The following is a 17305-nucleotide window of genomic DNA, read 5'->3' on the forward strand; positions in this document are numbered from 1 at the left end:
GCTTACTTGACGGCGGCGACGATTTTCGTCGCGGCTTCGGCCATGGTGTCTGCGGCAATGATGGGCAGGCCCGATTCGGCCAGCATCTTCTTGCCCAGGTCTTCGTTCGTGCCCTTCATGCGCACGACCAGCGGAACCGACAGGTTCACCGCCTTGCAGGCAGCAATCACGCCGTCAGCAATGGTGTCGCACTTCATGATACCGCCGAAGATGTTGACCAGGATGCCTTTGACATCGGGGTTCTTGAGCATGATCTTGAAGGCTTCGGTGACCTTCTCGGCCGTTGCGCCGCCGCCCACGTCCAGGAAGTTGGCAGGCTCGCCGCCGAACAGCTTGATGGTGTCCATCGTGGCCATGGCCAGGCCGGCGCCGTTGACCAGGCAGCCGATGTTGCCGTCCAGCGAGATGTAGGCCAGATCGAACTTGGAAGCCTCGACTTCAGCCGGGTCTTCCTCGTCCAGATCGCGGTAGGCGACGATGTCAGCATGGCGGAACAGCGCATTCGGGTCAAAGTTGAACTTGGCGTCCAGCGCCATCAGGGCGTTCTTGCTGTCGCGGTTCAGGGGGTTGATTTCCACCAGCGAAGCGTCGGTGTCCATGTAGCACTTGTAGAGCTTCTGGAAAATGTCCACGGCCTGCGCGGTGGATTCAGCAGGCAGGCCGATGCCGTTGGCAATCTTGATGGCTTGCTCTTCGCCCAGACCCGTCAGCGGGTCGATGAACTCGGTGATGATTTTCTCGGGGGTGGAGTGCGCCACTTCCTCGATGTCCATGCCGCCTTCGCTCGATGCGATGAAGGCCACTTTTTGCGTGGCGCGGTCGGTCACCAGGGAGACGTAGTATTCTTTTTGAATGTCGGCGCCGTCTTCGATGTAGAGGCGGCGGACCTTCTGGCCTTCGGGGCCGGTCTGGTGCGTCTTGAGCTGCATGCCCAGGATTTCGCCGGCGATGCGCTTGACGTCTTCAATCGTCTTGGCCACCTTCACGCCGCCGCCCTTGCCACGGCCACCCGCGTGGATCTGAGCCTTGACCACCCACACCGGGCCGCCAAGCTTTTGCGCGGCTTCCACCGCCTCTTGCACCGTGAACGCAGGAATGCCGCGCGGCACTGGCACACCAAAATTGCGCAAGATTTCCTTGCCTTGGTACTCGTGAATTTTCATGAAAAACCTTCAGGATTCAGTAAAAGAGGGGTGCAACAGGGAGTTGGGCAAGGCTGTTGGAAAGACAAAGAACAGGCCATATCGGCTCAAAACCAGCATGTTAGCGGTTACTGCGGGCAGCAACCCGGAACTGTATCATGCTGCGACGCACAATCCTTGAACCTACCTTACACCTGCAGGAAATCCAAAATAAATAATTATGTTTGGTTTCTGCTTTGTTCCTGAAAGCCTTTATGCCCAAAATTTTTATCGACGGAGAAGCCGGCACGACCGGCCTCCAAATCCGTGAACGCCTGCAGGCCATGCCTCAGATCGAACTTGTCAGCATCGCACCCGAATTGCGCAAGGATCCGGCCGCCAAGCGTGACCTGATGGCGCAGGTGGACCTGGTGATCTTGTGCCTGCATGACGACGCGGCGCGTGAATCGGTGGCCATGATTGATTCGCTGCCGGGCAAAAAGCCCAAGATCATCGACGCCTCGACCGCGCACCGCACGGCGCCGGGCTGGGTGTTTGGTTTTCCCGAGCTGGTCCGGGGCCAGCAGGAAGCCGTCATGGCGGCCGACCGCGTGGCCAATCCAGGCTGCTACGCCACCGGCGCGATTGCGCTGATCCGTCCGCTGGTTGATGCGGGCCTGATGCCGCCTGACTTCCCCTTGAGCCTGCCGGCCGTCAGCGGCTACTCGGGCGGCGGACGCCAGATGATCGAGGCTTACGAAGCCGGCACCGCGCCCGCCTTCGAGCTGTACGGCCTAAGCCTGGAGCACAAGCACCTGCCTGAAATCATGAAATACACCGGGTTGACACGCCGCCCGGTGTTCATTCCGTCGGTCGGTAATTTCATTCAGGGCATGCTGGTGCAACTGCCGCTGCACCTGGACCTGCTGCCGGGCCAGCCGACGGCCGCGCAGGTGCATGACGTGCTGGCAGCGCATTACGCCAGCAGCGAATGGGTGACGGTTGAAGCCGCACCCGAATCGGGCAAGCTCGATGCGCTGGCGCTCAAGGACACCAACCAGATGGAACTGCGCGTGTTTGGCAACGACAGCCATCACCACGCGGTGCTGGTGGCGCGGCTGGACAACTTGGGCAAGGGCGCATCGGGTGCTGCGGTGCAGAACCTGAAGCTGATGCTGGGGATATAGCCCCCACGTTCGCTCACTTCGTGTAGCTCTCTGCCCCCCAAGGGGGCCGCTGCGCCTGCGGCCCGGCGAAGCCGGTTCCGCGGCCCCGGCTGGTTGTTTGAGCCCCCGTATCTCAATCCTCGTCGGCCTGCGACACCACGCGGCGGATCACGTCGCCGCCAAAACCGCGCGCGGCCAGGAAGCGCATCTGCTTGGCCCGACCGGCCGCGTCCAGCGCCGGCCCGTCGAATTTCCTGCGCCAGATGCCCTGTGCGCGTTCGAGTTCGCTGCCCTTGAGGCTGTTCACCGCTTCGGCGACCGCCTCGGCGCCCAGCCCCTTGTTCAGCAATTCGTACTTGATGCGCGCAGCGCCGAAGCGCGCGGCGCGCCGGTTAATGACCGACTCGACGACACGCGCCTCGCTGATGAAATCCTTGGCCTGCAACTCGTCGAGCACCTGCGCCAGCTGGCCCGGCGTTTCCTCATGCGGTTTTAGCTTGCGCTCGAGTTCGGCCCTTGAATGCTCCCGGGCCGCCAGATAGCGCAGGGCGCGGCCCTTGAGCGACAGGCCAAAGCCTGCCCGGGAGGCAGGTTTGGCTTCACTCACCGCGCAGCTCCCGAATGAGCGGAACTGCACAACGCGATACTGCTATATTTTTAATAGCTTCTTGCGCATACCCAGTCTGCGCAAAACCATGATTTGGCATAAAAAATCGGGTCAGGAAGCGACAGGCGCCAAAGGTGCAGCGAGCGTTTTATCAACCACCGCTTTCACCGGCTTGTCAGCCTTTTCGACTTTCTCGGGCTTGGCCGCCTTTTCAGGCTCGGCGCTGCCTGGCGCGGCCTGCACCAGCGGAATGCCCAGCGCTTCACGCACCTTGTTTTCGATCTCGATGGCCAGCGCCGGGTTTTCCTTCAGGAATTCGCGCGAGTTGTCGCGGCCCTGGCCGATTTTCTCGCCCCGGTAGGCATACCAGGCGCCGGCCTTCTCGACGACATGGTTGGCCACGCCCAGATCGAGCACTTCGCCCAGGCGGCTGATGCCCTCGCCATACAGAATGTCGAACTCGGCCATCTTGAACGGCGATGCCACCTTGTTTTTCACCACCTTGACGCGCGTTTCGTTGCCGATGACCTCGTCGCCCTTCTTGATCGAGCCGATGCGGCGGATGTCCAGACGCACCGAGGCGTAGAACTTCAGCGCGTTGCCGCCGGTCGTGGTTTCAGGGCTGCCGAACATCACGCCAATCTTCATGCGGATCTGGTTGATGAAGATCACCATGCAATTGGCCTTCTTGATGGTGGCGGTCAGCTTGCGCAGCGCCTGGCTCATCAGGCGCGCCTGCAGGCCGGGCAGCGAGTCGCCCATTTCGCCTTCAAGCTCGGCCTTGGGCGTGAGCGCCGCAACCGAGTCGATGACGATCAGATCGACCGCACCCGAGCGGGTCAGCGAATCGACGATTTCCAGCGCCTGCTCGCCGGTGTCGGGCTGCGAGATCAGCAGCTCCTGCAGATTGACGCCGAGCTTTTGCGCGTACTGGATGTCCAGCGCATGCTCGGCATCGACGAAGGCGCAGGTGCCGCCGATTTTTTGCATCTCGGCAATCACCTGCAGCGTCAGCGTGGTCTTGCCCGACGACTCGGGGCCGTAGATCTCGACCACCCGGCCGCGCGGCAAGCCGCCCACGCCGAGCGCGATGTCGAGGCCCAGCGAGCCGGTCGAGACCACCTGGATGTCTTCAATCACCTCGCCGGCGCCCAGCTTCATGATGGTGCCCTTGCCAAACTGCTTTTCAATCTGGGCCAGCGCGGCGGCCAGCGCCCGGGCTTTCTCGGTGTTCAGGGCGGTGGGGGCTTTGATCGGTGCGTCCATGGAAAATTTCCTTAAAAATCAATGGGGTAAAAAGTTCTGCACGTCCTTTTCACCAATAATTTCAGCCTGGTCTGGAACACAGTACTGGGTGCATGAACAGTACTTTATGGGCAACATGGAAAGAAGTAAACCCTGTTTTTAGTCAGTTTGCCTGACGAAATGCCGCTGGATAAAGTAGCATTGCCTGATGCACGAAACCACCATTTCAAGCGCCCATGCCGGCTACGACACCAGCTGGCGCCTGACCCACCTGGGCCGGCTGATGGGTGAAGCCCTGCGCCGTTTTGACGAGCGCGTGCTCTGGCTCATGGCCAGCAATGTGGAGGTGCCGCTGGCGCTGTCCAACCTGGCGGCGCGCGACCAGGTGGGCGCGGCGCACATCCACATCACGCGCCACCTGGCCGTCGGCGGCTCGCGCCTGACCGACCTGGCGCTGAGCGCCGGCATGAGCAAGCAGGCCATGGGCAACCTGGTCGATCAGTGCGAAGCCTGGGGCATTGTCAGGCGCGATGCCGATCCGCATGACCGGCGCGCGCGGCGCGTGGTGTTCACCGAATCCGGCCTGGCCTGGCTGGAGGCTTTCCGTTGCGCCGTGGTGCAGGCCGAAGACGAGTTCCGCCAGGCCGTCGGCGACGATGTCGCGACCGTGGTGGCACTGGGGCTCGAAGCGTATGCCGTGCCTTGAAAGGGCTAGCGCAGCCCTGCGTGGCCCCCTGACAACCTTGTCAGGGGCATGGCGCATGGTTACCCACCTTGAGGCCTAAAATTCAAAGGAGAAAAAACTATCACTCCGCACGTCTTGATGCGGCTGATTTCTGGAGACAAGCCATGCGTATTCTGATTGCCGAAGACGACCAGGTTCTGGCCGACGGCCTGCTGCGCACCCTGCGCGCGTCCGGCGCCGCGGCAGACCATGTGGCCAGCGGCACCGAGGCCGACGCCGCACTGCTGACCAACACCGAATTCGACCTGCTGATCCTGGACCTGGGCCTGCCGCGCATGCACGGGCTGGAAGTGCTCAAGCGCCTGCGCGCGCGCGGCTCGACGCTGCCGGTGCTGATCCTGACGGCGGCCGACAGCGTCGAAGAGCGCGTCAAGGGGCTGGACTACGGCGCCGACGACTACATGGCCAAGCCGTTTTCGCTGCAGGAACTCGAAGCGCGGGTGCGCGCCCTGGTGCGGCGCGGCGTGGGCGGCGGCAGCAGCACCATCAAGCACGGCCCGCTGGTGTATGACCAGGCCGGCCGCGTGGCGACCATCGACGGCCACATGATCGAGCTGTCGGCGCGCGAGCTGGGCCTGCTCGAAGTGCTGCTGCAGCGCGCCGGCCGCCTGGTCAGCAAGGACCAGCTGGTCGAGCGCCTGTGCGAATGGGGCGAGGAAGTCAGCAACAACGCCATCGAGGTGTATATCCACCGGCTGCGCAAGAAAATCGAAAAAGGGCCGGTACGGATTGCCACCGTGCGCGGGCTCGGCTACTGCCTTGAAAAAATCCCCGGGTAGCCATGTCAGCACTGAGGGTAAATAGGGAAGCCACGGTCGTAGCGCCGGCCCGCCCCCGCATCCTCCAGCAAGGGCCGCGGAACCGGCTTTGCCGGGCCGCAGGCGCAGCGCCCCCTCGGGGGGCAGCGAACCACACGCAGTGGGGAGCGTGGGGGCCTATTTGGCCCTGAGACTCTTTCAGCGCGAGCGGCGCAGCCTGTTTGGCGAAATCCTGGACTGGATGCTCACGCCGCTGCTGCTGCTGTGGCCCATCAGCCTGGTGCTGACCTGGCTGGTGGCGCAAAACATTGCCGGCAAGCCCTTCGACCGGGCGCTTGAATACAACGTGCAGGCACTGGCCAAGCTGCTGGTGGTCAAGAACAACCTGGTCCAGTTCAACCTGACGGCGCCGGCGCGCGAGATTTTGCGCGCCGATGACACCGACCTGATCTACTACCAGGTGATGGGAACGCACGGCGAATACCTGAGCGGCGAGCACGACCTGCCCGCGCCGCCCGATGAGGAAAAACTGGGCGACGGCGAAGTGCGGCTGCGCGAGGACTTCATCCTGGGCGAGGCGGTCCGCGTGGCCTACACCTGGATCAAGGTGGACGTGAAAGGCGCCACGCCGGCAAACCTTCCGGTGCTGGTGCAGGTGGCCGAAACACTGGAAAAGCGCAAGACGCTGGCCACCGAGATCGTCAAGGGAACAATGGTGCCGCAGTTCGTCACGCTGCCGCTGGCCGTGCTGCTGGTGTGGCTGGCGCTGGTGCGCGGCATCAAGCCGCTGGCGCAGCTCGAAAAGCGCATCCGCGCCCGCAAGCCCGACGACATGAGCCCGCTCGATGAAACCGGCGTGCCCGAGGAAGTGGTGCCGCTGGTCGATTCGGTCAACGACCTGCTGAGCCGGCTCAAGGTGTCGCTATCAACCCAGAAGCGCTTTCTGGCCGATGCCGCGCACCAGCTCAAGACACCGCTGGCCGGGCTGCGCATGCAGGCCGACCTGGCGCAGCGCGAAACCGATGCCGATGAACTCAAAAAGTCGCTCAAGCACATCGGCCAGGCCAGCATCCGCGCAACGCACACCGTCAACCAGCTGCTGGCGCTGGCACGCGCCGAAACCACCGGCCGCGCACTGGCCAAGCAGCGCGTGGACATGGTGAAAATCGTCTCGGAGATCATGGCCGATTCGGTGCCGCGCGCGCTGGAAAAGAAGATCGACCTGGGCTATGACGGCCCCGAGGCCGGCGAGCAGGCGACCTCCCTTCAGGGCAACCCGACGCTGCTGGGCGAGCTGGTGCGCAACCTGCTGGACAACGCCATCAACTACACGCCCCAGGGCGGCCATGTCACGCTGCGGCTGATGGTGGACCGGTTCAGCGGCATCCTGGTGCTGATCGTCGAGGACTCGGGGCCGGGCATTCCGGAGTCCGAGCGCGAACTGGTGTTCCAGCCCTTTTACCGCGCGCTGGGCACCAACGTCGATGGCTCGGGCCTGGGGCTGGCCATCGTGCAGGAAATCGCGCAGCAGCACGGCGCGGCCATCACGATAGAAGACGCCGACCTGCCGGGCCACCCGGATTCGCCGGGCACGCGCGTGACGCTGCGTTTCGTGGGCATGGGCTGAAGCGGCCCCGGCGACTCAAAAATAGTATCAAACAAGGCTTTTGCGCACTATCCACATGCGTGTACAGCTATATTATTAATAGCATTTTGGCGCTATCGCAATGATTGTCAGGCGCGGCGGCAGCGCCACAATGGGTCATCGTCCTATAGCCGCCAGACGCCTGCGGGCGCAAACTTTCACAGTAGCTTGTCCGGCCGGAATGACCGGCGCTAGCCATGAGACGCGCGTTAAAAATCGCCATGACTCCATTCCTCTCACCACCCAAGAAACCATGCCCGCATCCCGCCGTTTGAAGATTGGCCTTTCAGCGTGTTTTTCGCATGCCGATCCGAGCCGCTCGCTGTTTTCCGGCAAGACGCTGCAGTATGTCGAGCAGTCGATTGCGCACTGGCTGATGTCCTCGGGCGCGATGGTCGTGATGGTGCCCTGCCCGACCGGCAGCACCCAGCGCGGCGACGTGACCTATGCGCATTACGCCCAGTGGCTCGACGGCCTGGTGCTGCACGGCGGCGCCGATGTGTGGCCCGGCAGCTATGGCGAAGCCCCGCTGAATGAACAATGGTCGGGCGACCGGGTGCGCGACGAGTACGACAAGGCGCTGGTCGCCGCCTTTGACGCGCTGGGCAAGCCGGTGTTCGGCGTCTGCCGGGGGCTGCAGTTGCTCAATGTGGCCTTTGGCGGAACGCTGTACCAGGACATCACGACGCAGGTGCCCGACTCCTTCCTTCACCGCGACGCCGACACCTACGACCTGAACTTTCACAGTGTCGATATCGTGCCGGGCACGCGGCTGTCAAGCCTGTATCCGGGCGTGGAACGGGCGCGCGTCAACAGCATCCACCACCAGGCCATCAAGGATCTGTCGCCCGAGTTCGAAGCCGAGGCTTTCAGCGTGACCGACGGCATCGTCGAGGCGATACGCCGCAAGGACCCGGCCAAAAGCTACATCGCCGCGCTGCAGTGGCACCCCGAATTCCACCGGCCCGGCGCCGACACGATTGACGACGCGGCGGTGCTGAAGGACTTCCTCGGGGCCGTGGCCGCCAGCAAGGCCGGCCGCGCGCCATCTTGAAGCGGCACTGCTGAAAATAGGAACATGCGCCTTGAACACCTGTTCAGGGATTCAGCACTTGGCCGGCCTTTCGATGGAGCCGTTGCCGGTTTCACGGCGCATGCCCCTGACGGCGCGAATGGCATGCGTTTTGCACAAAGATGAGCCGGTCGCCTCGAATACCGAAGGCAGACCTGCCGCGCCGGGACAGGCCGCAGGCACTCTATAAAAAGCGTACACCAGGAGACAGCCGAATGACCTCAGGCAAGCACGCCTGGACGGACGACGGGCGGGCCAGCGGGCCAGACCCGGTTATGCGCAGGGTTCTGCCCGTGTTGCTGACGCTGCTGATGCTGTTCCTGCTGCCGGGCTTGCTGCCGGCGCAGGCCGGCGTGATGACGCGCGAGGCGATGCTCAAGGCTTTTCCCGCGCCCTTGATCGTCGGCGAGAAAGAGCGCGAACTGCCCGTCTGGCCGATTTTGAAGCAGGACGGCACGGCGACGCCGGTGGTCGCCTACGTGTTCGAGTCCATCGACCTGGCGCCGATTCCCGGATTTTCCGGCACGCCGTTCAATTTGCTGGTCGCGCTCGACGCCAGGGGCGCGTTCATGGACGTGCGCGTGCTCTCGCAGCACGAGCCGGTGTTTCTCGACGGACTGGGCGAGGGGCCGATGCTCGACTTCGTGCGCCAGTACAAGGGCCTGTCGCTGACGCAGAACATCAAGATCGGCAACGGCGGCAACACCAGCAACAACAGCGCCAAAGCCGGCAGCGCCAACGTGTACATCGACGGCGTGGCCAAGGCGACGGCTTCGGTGCGCATCCTGAACCAGAGCCTGCTGTCGGCCTCGCTCAAGGTGGCGCGGGCCAGGATGGGCTACGCCAAGGGCCGCGACCCCGACCTGATCGCCCGCGTCCGGCCCGACGTGTTCGCGGCGATGGACTGGGATGCGCTGACCCAGGCGGGCCTCATCACCGCCAAGCGCTTCAGCAACGGCGACATCGAGCAGGCCTTCAAGGGCAGCGTGGGCGAAGGCCAGGACGCCGAAGACCGCCGCGCGCCCGACCAGCCTTTCATCGACCTGCACGTCGCCTACCTGAGCGTGCCGTCCGTGGGCCGCAACCTGCTCACGCCGCAGGGCTGGGCCTATCTGCAGCGCCGCCTGGAGCCGGGCGACCATGCGCTGCTGGTGATCGGCAGCGGCCGCTATTCGTTCGTCGGCGAGGATTTTGTCCGGGGCGCGATACCCGACCGGCTGACGCTGCAGCAGGAGAGCCTGCCGATGGAAATCCGCGACCTCGACCTGGACGCCACGCTCAAACTCCCGCCCGCGCTGCAGGGCGCCGAGTGGCGCGTGCTGCGCATCAACGCGCCGGCCGGGCTGGACCCGGCGCAGGCGCTGAACTTCAAGCTGCGCATCACGCGCAGCAAGGGCCAGATCTACCCCGAGCAGGTCAGCCGCGACTTTGCCTTCAGCGCGGCGCTGCCCGAGGCCTATTTCGAGGCGGCGCATGCCGACAACAAGACCTGGCATGCGACCTGGCGCGAGCGCAGCGGCGAGCTGGCGCTGCTGCTGGCCGGGCTGGGGCTGCTGGCCTGGGCGCTGGCCCGGCCGGCCTGGGTGTCGCGCAGCCCGGCGCGGCTGGCGTATTTCCGCACCGGCTACCTGCTGTTCACGCTGCTGTTCATCGGCTGGTACGCGCAGGGCCAGCTCTCGGTGGTCAACCTCACGGCGCTGGTGCAGGCCTTGCTGGCCGGGCGCAGCCTGGATTTTTTCATGTACGACCCGATGACGGTCGTCCTGTGGGGCGCGGTGGCCGTGGCGTCCGTCGCCTGGGGCCGGGGCACGTTCTGCGGCTGGCTGTGCCCGTTCGGCGCGCTGCAGGAACTGGTGGGCAAGCTGGCCGGCGCGCTCGGCCTGCGCCAGCGCAAGGTGCCGGACCGCGTGGACGCGCAGCTCAAAAAGCTCAAGTTCGTGGTACTGGCCGTGATTCTGGGCGTGGCCTGCGTTTCCGTGCCGTGGGCCGACCGGCTGGTCGAGGTCGAGCCGTTCAAGACCAGCATCACGCTGGGGTTCAACCGCGCCTGGCCCTTCGTGCTGTGGGCCGTCGCCCTGATCGTGATGAGCGCCTTTTTCTACAAGAGCTACTGCCGCTACCTGTGCCCGCTGGGCGCGGGCATGGCGGTGCTGGGCCGGCTGCGCCGCTTTGACTGGCTCACGCGGCGCGCCGAATGCGGCCAGCCCTGCCAGCGCTGCCGCAGCGCCTGCGCCTACCAGGCGATTGAAAAACCGGGCCAGATCGACTACGACGAATGCTTCCAGTGCCTGGACTGCGTGGCGATCTACAGCAACGAAGACCTGTGCGTGCCGCTGATCCTGAAAAACCGCCAGCAGCAGCCACCTGCGCCGCCGAAGCCCCGTGTTCACATCCCGATCACCGTGGTGCGCCACGGCGACGCGGGCAAACGCCATGAAGGAGCCACGCCATGAAACGCCGTACCTTCCTGCAGTCCAGCCTGGGCCTGGGCGCCACCTTGCCGCTGGGCGCCGCCCTGGCCGGCATGGCCGGCATGGCCGGGCTGGCGGGCGACGCGGCTGCGCTGCAATGGCGTGAGCGCGCCCTGCTCGGCTTTGGCACCACGCTGTCGCTCAAGGTCACGCATGCCGACGCCGCGCAGGCCGAAGCCGCGCTGGACGCGGCCGTTGCCACCATCCGCCACATCGAAGACCAGATGAGCCTGTTCAACCCCAACAGCGCGCTGGTGCGGCTCAACCGGGACGGCGTGCTGCGCCAGCCGCATCCCGACCTCGTGGCGGTGCTGGAACTGGCGCAATCGGTGTCGGCGCGCAGCCAGGGGGCTTTCGACGCCACCGTGCAGCCGCTGTGGGCGGTGTTCGAGGCGGCCGCGCGTTCGGGGACACTGCCGTCGCCGGCTGACGTGGCGAAGACGCGGGCGGCCGTGGGCTGGCAGCAACTCGCCATCTCAGGCAGCGAAATCCGCCTGCGCCAGCGCGGCATGGGCGTGACCCTGAACGGCATCGCCCAGGGCTTTGCGGCCGACCGGGTGCGCGCCGGGCTACAGGCGCGCGGCATCCGGCACGCCCTGATCAACACCGGCGAATGGACCGCGCTGGGCAACCCGCAAGCCACGCGCCCGTGGCTGCTGGGGCTGGCCGACCCGCGCCACGAGCCGGCGCTGCTGGCCCGGCTGGCGCTGGACGGCCGCAGCGTCGCTACCTCGGCCGACAACGAATGCAGCTTCAGCGCGGACAAGCGCCACCACCACATCTTCGACCCGCACACCGGCTACTCACCCGCCGAACTCGCCAGCGTCACCGTCGCCGCGCCCAGTTGCGCCCTGGCCGACGCGCTGACCAAGGTGATGTTCGTCGCCGGATTTGAAGGCGCGCTGCGCCTGGCGCGGCAGTGGCAGGTCGATGTGCTGGTGGTGGACAAGCGCGGCCGCTGGCAGGCGACAAAGGGTTTGCAGTTGCAGGCGGCTTGAGGCGGGTCGCAGCGGGTTTGCCCGTAGTTTGAGCATCAAAATCCGCACTTGCGCACACCCCACCTGCGCAGGCAGCTATCAAAAATATAGCTTCCCGCTTCCGGCCAAGCCTCAGCTCAAATGCTTGCCCACGATGCCTGCCAGCTCGAACATCGTCACCTGCGGCTTGCCGAACACCGGCAGCAGCTTGGCGTCGGCGTTGATGGCGCGCTTGTTGGCCGGGTCCTGCAGGTTCTGGTCCTTGATATAGTCCCACAGCTTCTTGATGACCTGTGGACGCGCCACCGACTCGGTGCCGATCACGGCGGCCAGCGCGTCGCTGGGCTTGAGGCCGGCGCCGGGCGCGGCCGCCTTGCGAACGGCCTTGGGCTTGTCGCTGGCGGCGGCTGATTTTTTGGCGGCCACTTTCTTGACTGCAGCTTTCTTTGCCGCTGGTGCCGCAGATTTGACCGCCACGGTCTTGCCAAACGGCGTCTTCACCGTGCCGGCGCCGGCCCTGGGCGCCGCGCCCGGCTTGGGCGGGAACTTGGACGGGGCGAATTCAAAATTCACCTTGCCCGCTTCCGCGTCCCAAACCAGCATGGCCTTGAAGGCGCGGCGCGTGCGCATCGAGACGAACTTGTCGAGCAGGTCGGTCTTGCCGGTGGCCAGCAGTTTGCCCATCTGCTCGCGCTCGATGGGCTGCTGCAGGATCACCTGGCCGGTCTTGAAGTCGCAGCTCGGCGTCGGCTGGTCCAGCGTGGGCACGGACTTTTCGCAGACGTAATTCTTGCCCAGTTCGTACACGGCGCCGGCGCACTTGGGGCACACGCCCAGCGAGGGCTGGTCGCCAAAATCGACGATCTCGCCGCTATCTTCCTTCTTGTCGTCGCCAAAATCGAATTCGAGCTTGTAGTTCTTCGCTTCCTCGTCGAACTTGATGACCATCTCGGCGGTGAACGGCCAGCCCGCCTTGGAGCGAAAACCTTCGAGCGGCCCGATTTTCTTGTCGCGCAAGAACTGCTCGACTTCCGCTAGCTCGAAGGTCCGGCCGGCCGGCGTCTTGCCAAAGCTGAAACCGCAGCCTTCGCCATCGCCAGTGGCGCCGGTGCAGGTATAGCGGCGGTAGTTTTCCTTGATCACGCCGCCGCAGTTCGGGCAGCGCGCCTGCAGCGTCGCGTAGTCGCCGGGCACGCTGTCGCGGCTGTAGCCCTTGGCCTTGGCGACCAGGTTTTTCGTCATGGCGGCGATCTCGGCCATGAAAGTCTCGCGGCTGAGCTTGCCGTGTTCCATCTGCGCGAGCTTGAACTCCCACTCGCCGGTCAACTCGGCCTTGGACAACTCCTGCACATCCAGGCCGCGCAGCAGCGTCATGAGCTGGAAGGCCTTGGCCGTCGGAATCAGCTCGCGGCCTTCGCGCAGCATGTATTTTTCGGCGATCAGGCCTTCAATCGTCGCGGCGCGGGTGGCCGGCGTGCCCAGGCCTTTTTCCTGCATGGCTTCGCGCAGCTCGTCGTCGTCAATCGTCTTGCCCGCGCCTTCCATCGCGCCGAGCAGCGTGGCTTCGCTGTAGCGGGCGGGCGCGCGGGTTTTCAGGGCCTTGGCATCGGCGGCCTCGACGCCGACGCGCTCGCCGGGCTTGACTGGCACGAGGCTCTGGCCCTTGTCGCCTTCTTTCGCCTCAGCTACTTCGGCAGCGGCTTCCTTGCCGTAGATCGCCAGCCAGCCCGGCTTGACCAGCACCTTGCCCTCGGTCTTGAAGCTGTGCCCGACCGACACCGAAATCCGCGTCGTCACCAGGTATTCGGCGTTCGGGAAAAACACCGCCATGAAGCGGCGCACCACCAGGTCATAGACCTTTTGCTCGGCCTCGCTCAGGCCGCTGGGCGCCTGCAGCGTCGGGATGATGGCGAAGTGGTCACTGACCTTGGCGTTGTCGAAGATGCGCTTGGTCGGCTTGATGTAGTTGCCCTTGAGGGCCGTCGCCGCATGCGGCGCCAGGTGGCTCATGCCGCTCTGGGCCAGCATCTCGAAGGTCTGCCTGACCACCGGCACATAGTCCTCGGGCAGCGCGCGCGAGTCGGTGCGCGGGTAGGTCAGCGCCTTGTGGCGCTCGTACAGGCTTTGCGCAATCGACAGCGTGGTCTTGGCCGAAAAGCCGAACTTGCCGTTGGCCTCACGCTGCAAGGAGGTCAGGTCGAACAGCAGCCCCGGCGCCTGCGTGGTGGGCTTGGATTCCTCGGTCACCGTGGCGGTCTGGCCGCGCACCGCGTCGGCAATCTCGCGCGCCTCGCGCTCGGTCCAGAGCCGGTCGGATTTCAGCTCGGGGTCAGGCTCGGCATTGTCTGCATTGGCCGCCGCCCGCTTCCACTTCGGATCAAACCATTTGCCCGGGTATTCGCCGGCTTCGGCCGAAAACAGGGCGTGGATTTCCCAGTAGTCGCGGCTGACGAACTTGCGGATTTTTTCCTCGCGCTCGACGACCACCGACAGCGTCGGCGTCTGCACCCGGCCGACGGTGGTCAAGAAGAAGCCGCCGTCGCGCGAATTGAAGGCCGTCATGGCGCGCGTGCCGTTGATGCCGACCAGCCAGTCAGCCTCGGAGCGGCAGCGCGCCGCGTCGGCCAGCGGCAGCATCTGCGCGTCGCTGCGCAGCGCGGCAAAGCCGTCGCGGATGGCGGCCGGCGTCATCGACTGCAGCCACAGCCGTTTGACCGGGTGTTTGCTCTTGGCGTATTGCTGGATCAGCCGGAAGATCAGCTCGCCCTCGCGGCCCGCGTCGCAGGCGTTGACCAGCGCGCCTACGTCTTTGCGCTTGGTCAGCTTGACGATGGCGTTGAGCCGCGTCTTGGTCTTGTCCATCGGCTTCAGATCGAAGTACGGCGGAATCACCGGCAAATTGGCAAAACTCCACTTGCCGCGTTTCACGTCGAACTCTTCGGGGGCCTGGATTTCCACCAGATGGCCGACCGCCGAAGTGACCACCCAGTCTTCGCTTTCAAAGTACTCGTCGTGCTTGTCGAACTTGCCCGCCGTGGGCGTGAGGGCGCGCACGATGTCTTGCGCGACCGATGGTTTTTCGGCAATTACCAGTGTTTTCATAAATACTTTTCTGACTTTTCATCTTCGGGGAACGCTGTCCCCGCCTTGCGCCAAAGCGGCTTTTTTCTATCCCTGATGCTGGACAAGCGGCTGTCAGCAAAGGCCCAAGGCTCGTCACTACAATACCGCTTTCCCGCGCATGCATGCGCGCTGGTGCGCACGCACACACATGAATTAACCATACCAAAAAAACCGCCGTGTCCAAAAAACAGGTCTCTGCCTCCCCTGCGCCGCCTGTGGCCGGCAGCGACAAGCGCCGCATCCAGACCCGCCGCTCGGGCGTTCACGGCAAGGGCGTGTTTGCATTGCAAGACCTGGCCGAAGGCGAAACGCTGATCGAATACACGGGCGAGGTCATCAGCTGGCCGGAGGCGCTGCGCCGCCATCCGCACGACCCGGCGCAGCCCAACCACACGTTTTACTTTCACATCGACGAACACCATGTGATCGACGCCAAGTTCGGCGGCAACTCGTCGCGCTGGATCAACCACAGCTGCCAGCCGAACTGCGAGGCCGACGAAACCGGCGGGCGCGTGTTCATCAAGGCGCTGCGCAACATCGCGGCCGGCGAAGAGCTGTTCTACGACTACGGCCTGATCATCGACGCCCGCTACACCGCCAAGCTGCTGGCCGATTACCCCTGCTGGTGCGGCGCGCCGCAGTGCCGGGGCACACTGCTGGCACCCAAAACCAAAAGCAAAAAGAACAAAAGCCGCAAAGACTGAATCCGTCATGCCGGCTTCCCCCCTGTTTCAACCCTGTTTTTCGCCGGAAACCCCCATGACCTCTTCACCGTCCCTGCTGCCGCCCATCCGCTGGCCCGCCGAAGCCATCTGGGAAGCCGTGGCACCCCTCTTGCCCGGCTTCACGGTCGAGGTGCTGCCCGAGATCGACTCGACCAACAGCGAGCTGATGCGCCGCTTCAAGGGCGGCCCCGGCATGCCGCCGCAACGCGAGCCGCTGCTGCTGGTGGCCGAGCAGCAAAGCGCCGGACGCGGGCGGCTGGGCCGCAGCTGGCAAGGCCGGCGCGGCGACAGCCTGATGTTTTCGCTGGGCCTGCCGCTGCAGCCGGCGGACTGGTCGGGCCTGTCGCTGGCCGTCGGCATCAGCGTGGCCGAAAGCCTGGAGCCGCCCGAAGCCGGCCAGGCGCGCCATGCCGGCAAGCCGCGCATCGGCCTGAAATGGCCGAATGACCTGTGGCTGTCCACGCCGCAGGGCGAGCGCAAGCTGGCCGGCATCCTGGTCGAAACCGCCAGCTGGGACGGCCTGCGTTACGTGGTCATCGGCGTGGGCGTCAATATCCGGCCGGTGGCGCTGGCGGACTCTGCCGACACGCCCCTGGCCGCCGTGGCGCCCGGCGGCCTGCAGGAGCTGGACAGCGGCATCGACGCGGCCGAAGCGCTGCTGCGCATCGTTCCGGCGCTGGTGCAGGCGGTGCAGGCCTTCGAGCAGTTCGGCTTCGAGCCGTTCCAGGCACGCTTCGGGCTGCGCGATGTGCTGTCCGGCCGCGAGGTGCAGCTGTCGGACGGCACCCGGGGCACGGCCCACGGCGTTGCCGAGAACGGCGCCCTGCTGGTGCATACGGCGGGCGGCATGGTGGAAGTGAGCAGCTCCGAAGTCAGCGTGCGGCCCGTGGCGGGAGGCACACCGCCGTGCTGAGAGCGCTGGTCCTGGGCCTGCTGCTGGCCAATGCGGCTTATTTCGCCTGGGGGCAGGGCCTGCTGGCGGCCTATGGCTGGGCGCCAGCGCGTCAGGCCGAACCCGAGCGGCTGGCGCAGCAGATCCGGCCCGAAGCCATGCAGCTGATCCAGCCGCGCACGGCCCCGCCCGTGGACAAGCCGCCCGTTCACGCCGCTCGCACAGCAGCGATCACGGAGGAGCCTCCTTCCGACACCCAATGCCTGCAGGTCGGCGTGTTCACCGAACAGCAGGCCCGCGCCCTGCGCCCGCGCCTGCAGGGCGGCCTGCCCGAGGGCAGCTGGTCGTTTGACAGCAGCGGCGACTCGGTGCGCTGGATCATCTACATGGGCAAATACATCAGCAAGGAAGCCATGAACCGCAAGCGCCTCATGCTCAAGCAGCTTGACCTGGCCTTCGAGCCGCCGGTCAGTCCGGTGCTCAATCCCGGCCTGTCGCTGGGCAGCTTTGCCTCCAAAGCCGAGGCCGAGAAAGCCCTGGACCAGATGAACGAGCGCGGCCTGCGCAGCGCCCGGGTGACGCTGGAGCGGCCCGAACTGCCCAGCCTGTGGCTGAAGGTGCCGGCGGCCGATGCGGCCATGCGCACCTGGCTCGATGCGCTCAAGCCCCAGCTGGCGGGCAAGGCGCTGCAGGCCTGCGCGTAGCAGGTTGGCCGATCTTGCTCCTGTTTTTATAGCTGCAAGCGCAAGCGTATCTTG

At 65.2% G+C, this 17305-nt stretch carries 14 protein-coding genes; 10 read left to right on the forward strand and 4 right to left on the reverse strand.

Going from position 1 to position 17305, the window contains the following annotated elements; genetic code table 11:
* Window positions 1–2: 2 nt before the first annotated feature.
* Complete coding sequence (sucC, locus tag ABLV49_RS19740; RefSeq protein ID WP_349279150.1) at window positions 3–1163, reverse strand: ADP-forming succinate--CoA ligase subunit beta; 1161 nt, start codon at window positions 1161–1163, stop codon at window positions 3–5.
* 233 nt (window positions 1164–1396) lie between these two features.
* Between sucC and argC the strand changes: the two genes are divergently transcribed.
* Complete coding sequence (gene argC / locus ABLV49_RS19745; RefSeq protein ID WP_349279152.1) at window positions 1397–2308, forward strand: N-acetyl-gamma-glutamyl-phosphate reductase; 912 nt, start codon at window positions 1397–1399, stop codon at window positions 2306–2308.
* A gap of 112 nt (window positions 2309–2420) precedes the next feature.
* Here argC and recX read toward each other — a convergent pair whose 3' ends face one another.
* Both recX and recA read right to left on the reverse strand, forming a co-directional pair.
* Entirely contained in the window at window positions 2421–2894 is a 474-nt protein-coding gene (recX, locus tag ABLV49_RS19750) for a recombination regulator RecX (protein WP_349279154.1), read from the reverse strand.
* 111 nt (window positions 2895–3005) lie between these two features.
* Window positions 3006–4160 (reverse strand): recombinase RecA, encoded by a 1155-nt coding sequence (gene recA, locus ABLV49_RS19755; protein WP_349279156.1) that lies wholly within the window; start codon window positions 4158–4160, stop codon window positions 3006–3008.
* Window positions 4161–4347: 187 nt separating this feature from the next.
* Between recA and ABLV49_RS19760 the strand changes: the two genes are divergently transcribed.
* The 6 genes from ABLV49_RS19760 (at window position 4348) to ABLV49_RS19785 (ending at window position 11828) form a co-directional block, all read left to right on the forward strand.
* A complete protein-coding gene (locus ABLV49_RS19760; RefSeq protein ID WP_349279158.1) occupies window positions 4348–4845 on the forward strand; it encodes a MarR family winged helix-turn-helix transcriptional regulator in 498 nt (165 codons plus the stop codon).
* A gap of 143 nt (window positions 4846–4988) precedes the next feature.
* Window positions 4989–5663, forward strand: coding sequence for a response regulator transcription factor (locus ABLV49_RS19765; protein WP_349279160.1), 675 nt, complete (start codon window positions 4989–4991; stop codon window positions 5661–5663).
* Window positions 5664–5829: 166 nt separating this feature from the next.
* Window positions 5830–7269 (forward strand): sensor histidine kinase, encoded by a 1440-nt coding sequence (locus ABLV49_RS19770; protein WP_349281821.1) that lies wholly within the window; start codon window positions 5830–5832, stop codon window positions 7267–7269.
* A 271-nt stretch (window positions 7270–7540) separates the two neighbouring features.
* On the forward strand, window positions 7541–8341 hold the full coding sequence (locus ABLV49_RS19775; RefSeq protein ID WP_349279162.1) for a gamma-glutamyl-gamma-aminobutyrate hydrolase family protein: 801 nt from the start codon (window positions 7541–7543) through the stop codon (window positions 8339–8341).
* 233 nt (window positions 8342–8574) lie between these two features.
* Window positions 8575–10812, forward strand: coding sequence for a 4Fe-4S binding protein (locus tag ABLV49_RS19780; protein WP_349279164.1), 2238 nt, complete (start codon window positions 8575–8577; stop codon window positions 10810–10812).
* Entirely contained in the window at window positions 10809–11828 is a 1020-nt protein-coding gene (locus tag ABLV49_RS19785) for an FAD:protein FMN transferase (RefSeq protein WP_349279165.1), read from the forward strand. Before ABLV49_RS19780 ends, ABLV49_RS19785 begins: the two co-directional genes overlap by 4 nt.
* A gap of 111 nt (window positions 11829–11939) precedes the next feature.
* Here the strand turns inward: ABLV49_RS19785 and ABLV49_RS19790 are convergent, their stop codons facing one another.
* Window positions 11940–14909: a DNA topoisomerase III gene (locus tag ABLV49_RS19790; RefSeq protein ID WP_349279167.1), complete on the reverse strand. Its 2970-nt coding sequence runs from the start codon at window positions 14907–14909 to the stop codon at window positions 11940–11942.
* A 197-nt stretch (window positions 14910–15106) separates the two neighbouring features.
* On the opposite strand from ABLV49_RS19790, the gene ABLV49_RS19795 reads away from it, so the two are divergent.
* From ABLV49_RS19795 to ABLV49_RS19805, 3 genes are read left to right on the forward strand one after another with little or no spacing between them, the layout of a single operon-like run.
* Entirely contained in the window at window positions 15107–15634 is a 528-nt protein-coding gene (locus ABLV49_RS19795; RefSeq protein WP_349279169.1) for an SET domain-containing protein, read from the forward strand.
* 55 nt (window positions 15635–15689) lie between these two features.
* Window positions 15690–16568: a biotin--[acetyl-CoA-carboxylase] ligase gene (locus ABLV49_RS19800; protein ID WP_349279171.1), complete on the forward strand. Its 879-nt coding sequence runs from the start codon at window positions 15690–15692 to the stop codon at window positions 16566–16568.
* Window positions 16562–17251, forward strand: coding sequence for an SPOR domain-containing protein (locus ABLV49_RS19805; protein WP_349279173.1), 690 nt, complete (start codon window positions 16562–16564; stop codon window positions 17249–17251). The genes ABLV49_RS19800 and ABLV49_RS19805 overlap by 7 nt, the downstream gene beginning before the upstream one ends.
* The last annotated feature ends 54 nt before the right edge of the window (window positions 17252–17305 follow it).

This window comes from Polaromonas hydrogenivorans (assembly GCF_040105105.1).
Taxonomy (GTDB): domain Bacteria; phylum Pseudomonadota; class Gammaproteobacteria; order Burkholderiales; family Burkholderiaceae_C; genus Polaromonas; species Polaromonas hydrogenivorans.

Bases quoted from the DNA above. Each gene is read 5' to 3' on its own strand.
- sucC (WP_349279150.1), bottom strand. From the start codon at position 1,163: ATGAAAATTCACGAGTACCAAGGCAAGGAAATCTTGCGCAATTTTGGT.
- argC (WP_349279152.1), top strand. From the start codon at position 1,397: ATGCCCAAAATTTTTATCGACGGAGAAGCCGGCACGACCGGCCTCCAA.
- recA (WP_349279156.1), bottom strand. From the start codon at position 4,160: ATGGACGCACCGATCAAAGCCCCCACCGCCCTGAACACCGAGAAAGCC.
- ABLV49_RS19760 (WP_349279158.1), top strand. From the start codon at position 4,348: ATGCACGAAACCACCATTTCAAGCGCCCATGCCGGCTACGACACCAGC.
- ABLV49_RS19765 (WP_349279160.1), top strand. From the start codon at position 4,989: ATGCGTATTCTGATTGCCGAAGACGACCAGGTTCTGGCCGACGGCCTG.
- ABLV49_RS19775 (WP_349279162.1), top strand. From the start codon at position 7,541: ATGCCCGCATCCCGCCGTTTGAAGATTGGCCTTTCAGCGTGTTTTTCG.
- ABLV49_RS19780 (WP_349279164.1), top strand. From the start codon at position 8,575: ATGACCTCAGGCAAGCACGCCTGGACGGACGACGGGCGGGCCAGCGGG.
- ABLV49_RS19785 (WP_349279165.1), top strand. From the start codon at position 10,809: ATGAAACGCCGTACCTTCCTGCAGTCCAGCCTGGGCCTGGGCGCCACC.
- ABLV49_RS19790 (WP_349279167.1), bottom strand. From the start codon at position 14,909: ATGAAAACACTGGTAATTGCCGAAAAACCATCGGTCGCGCAAGACATC.
- ABLV49_RS19800 (WP_349279171.1), top strand. From the start codon at position 15,690: ATGACCTCTTCACCGTCCCTGCTGCCGCCCATCCGCTGGCCCGCCGAA.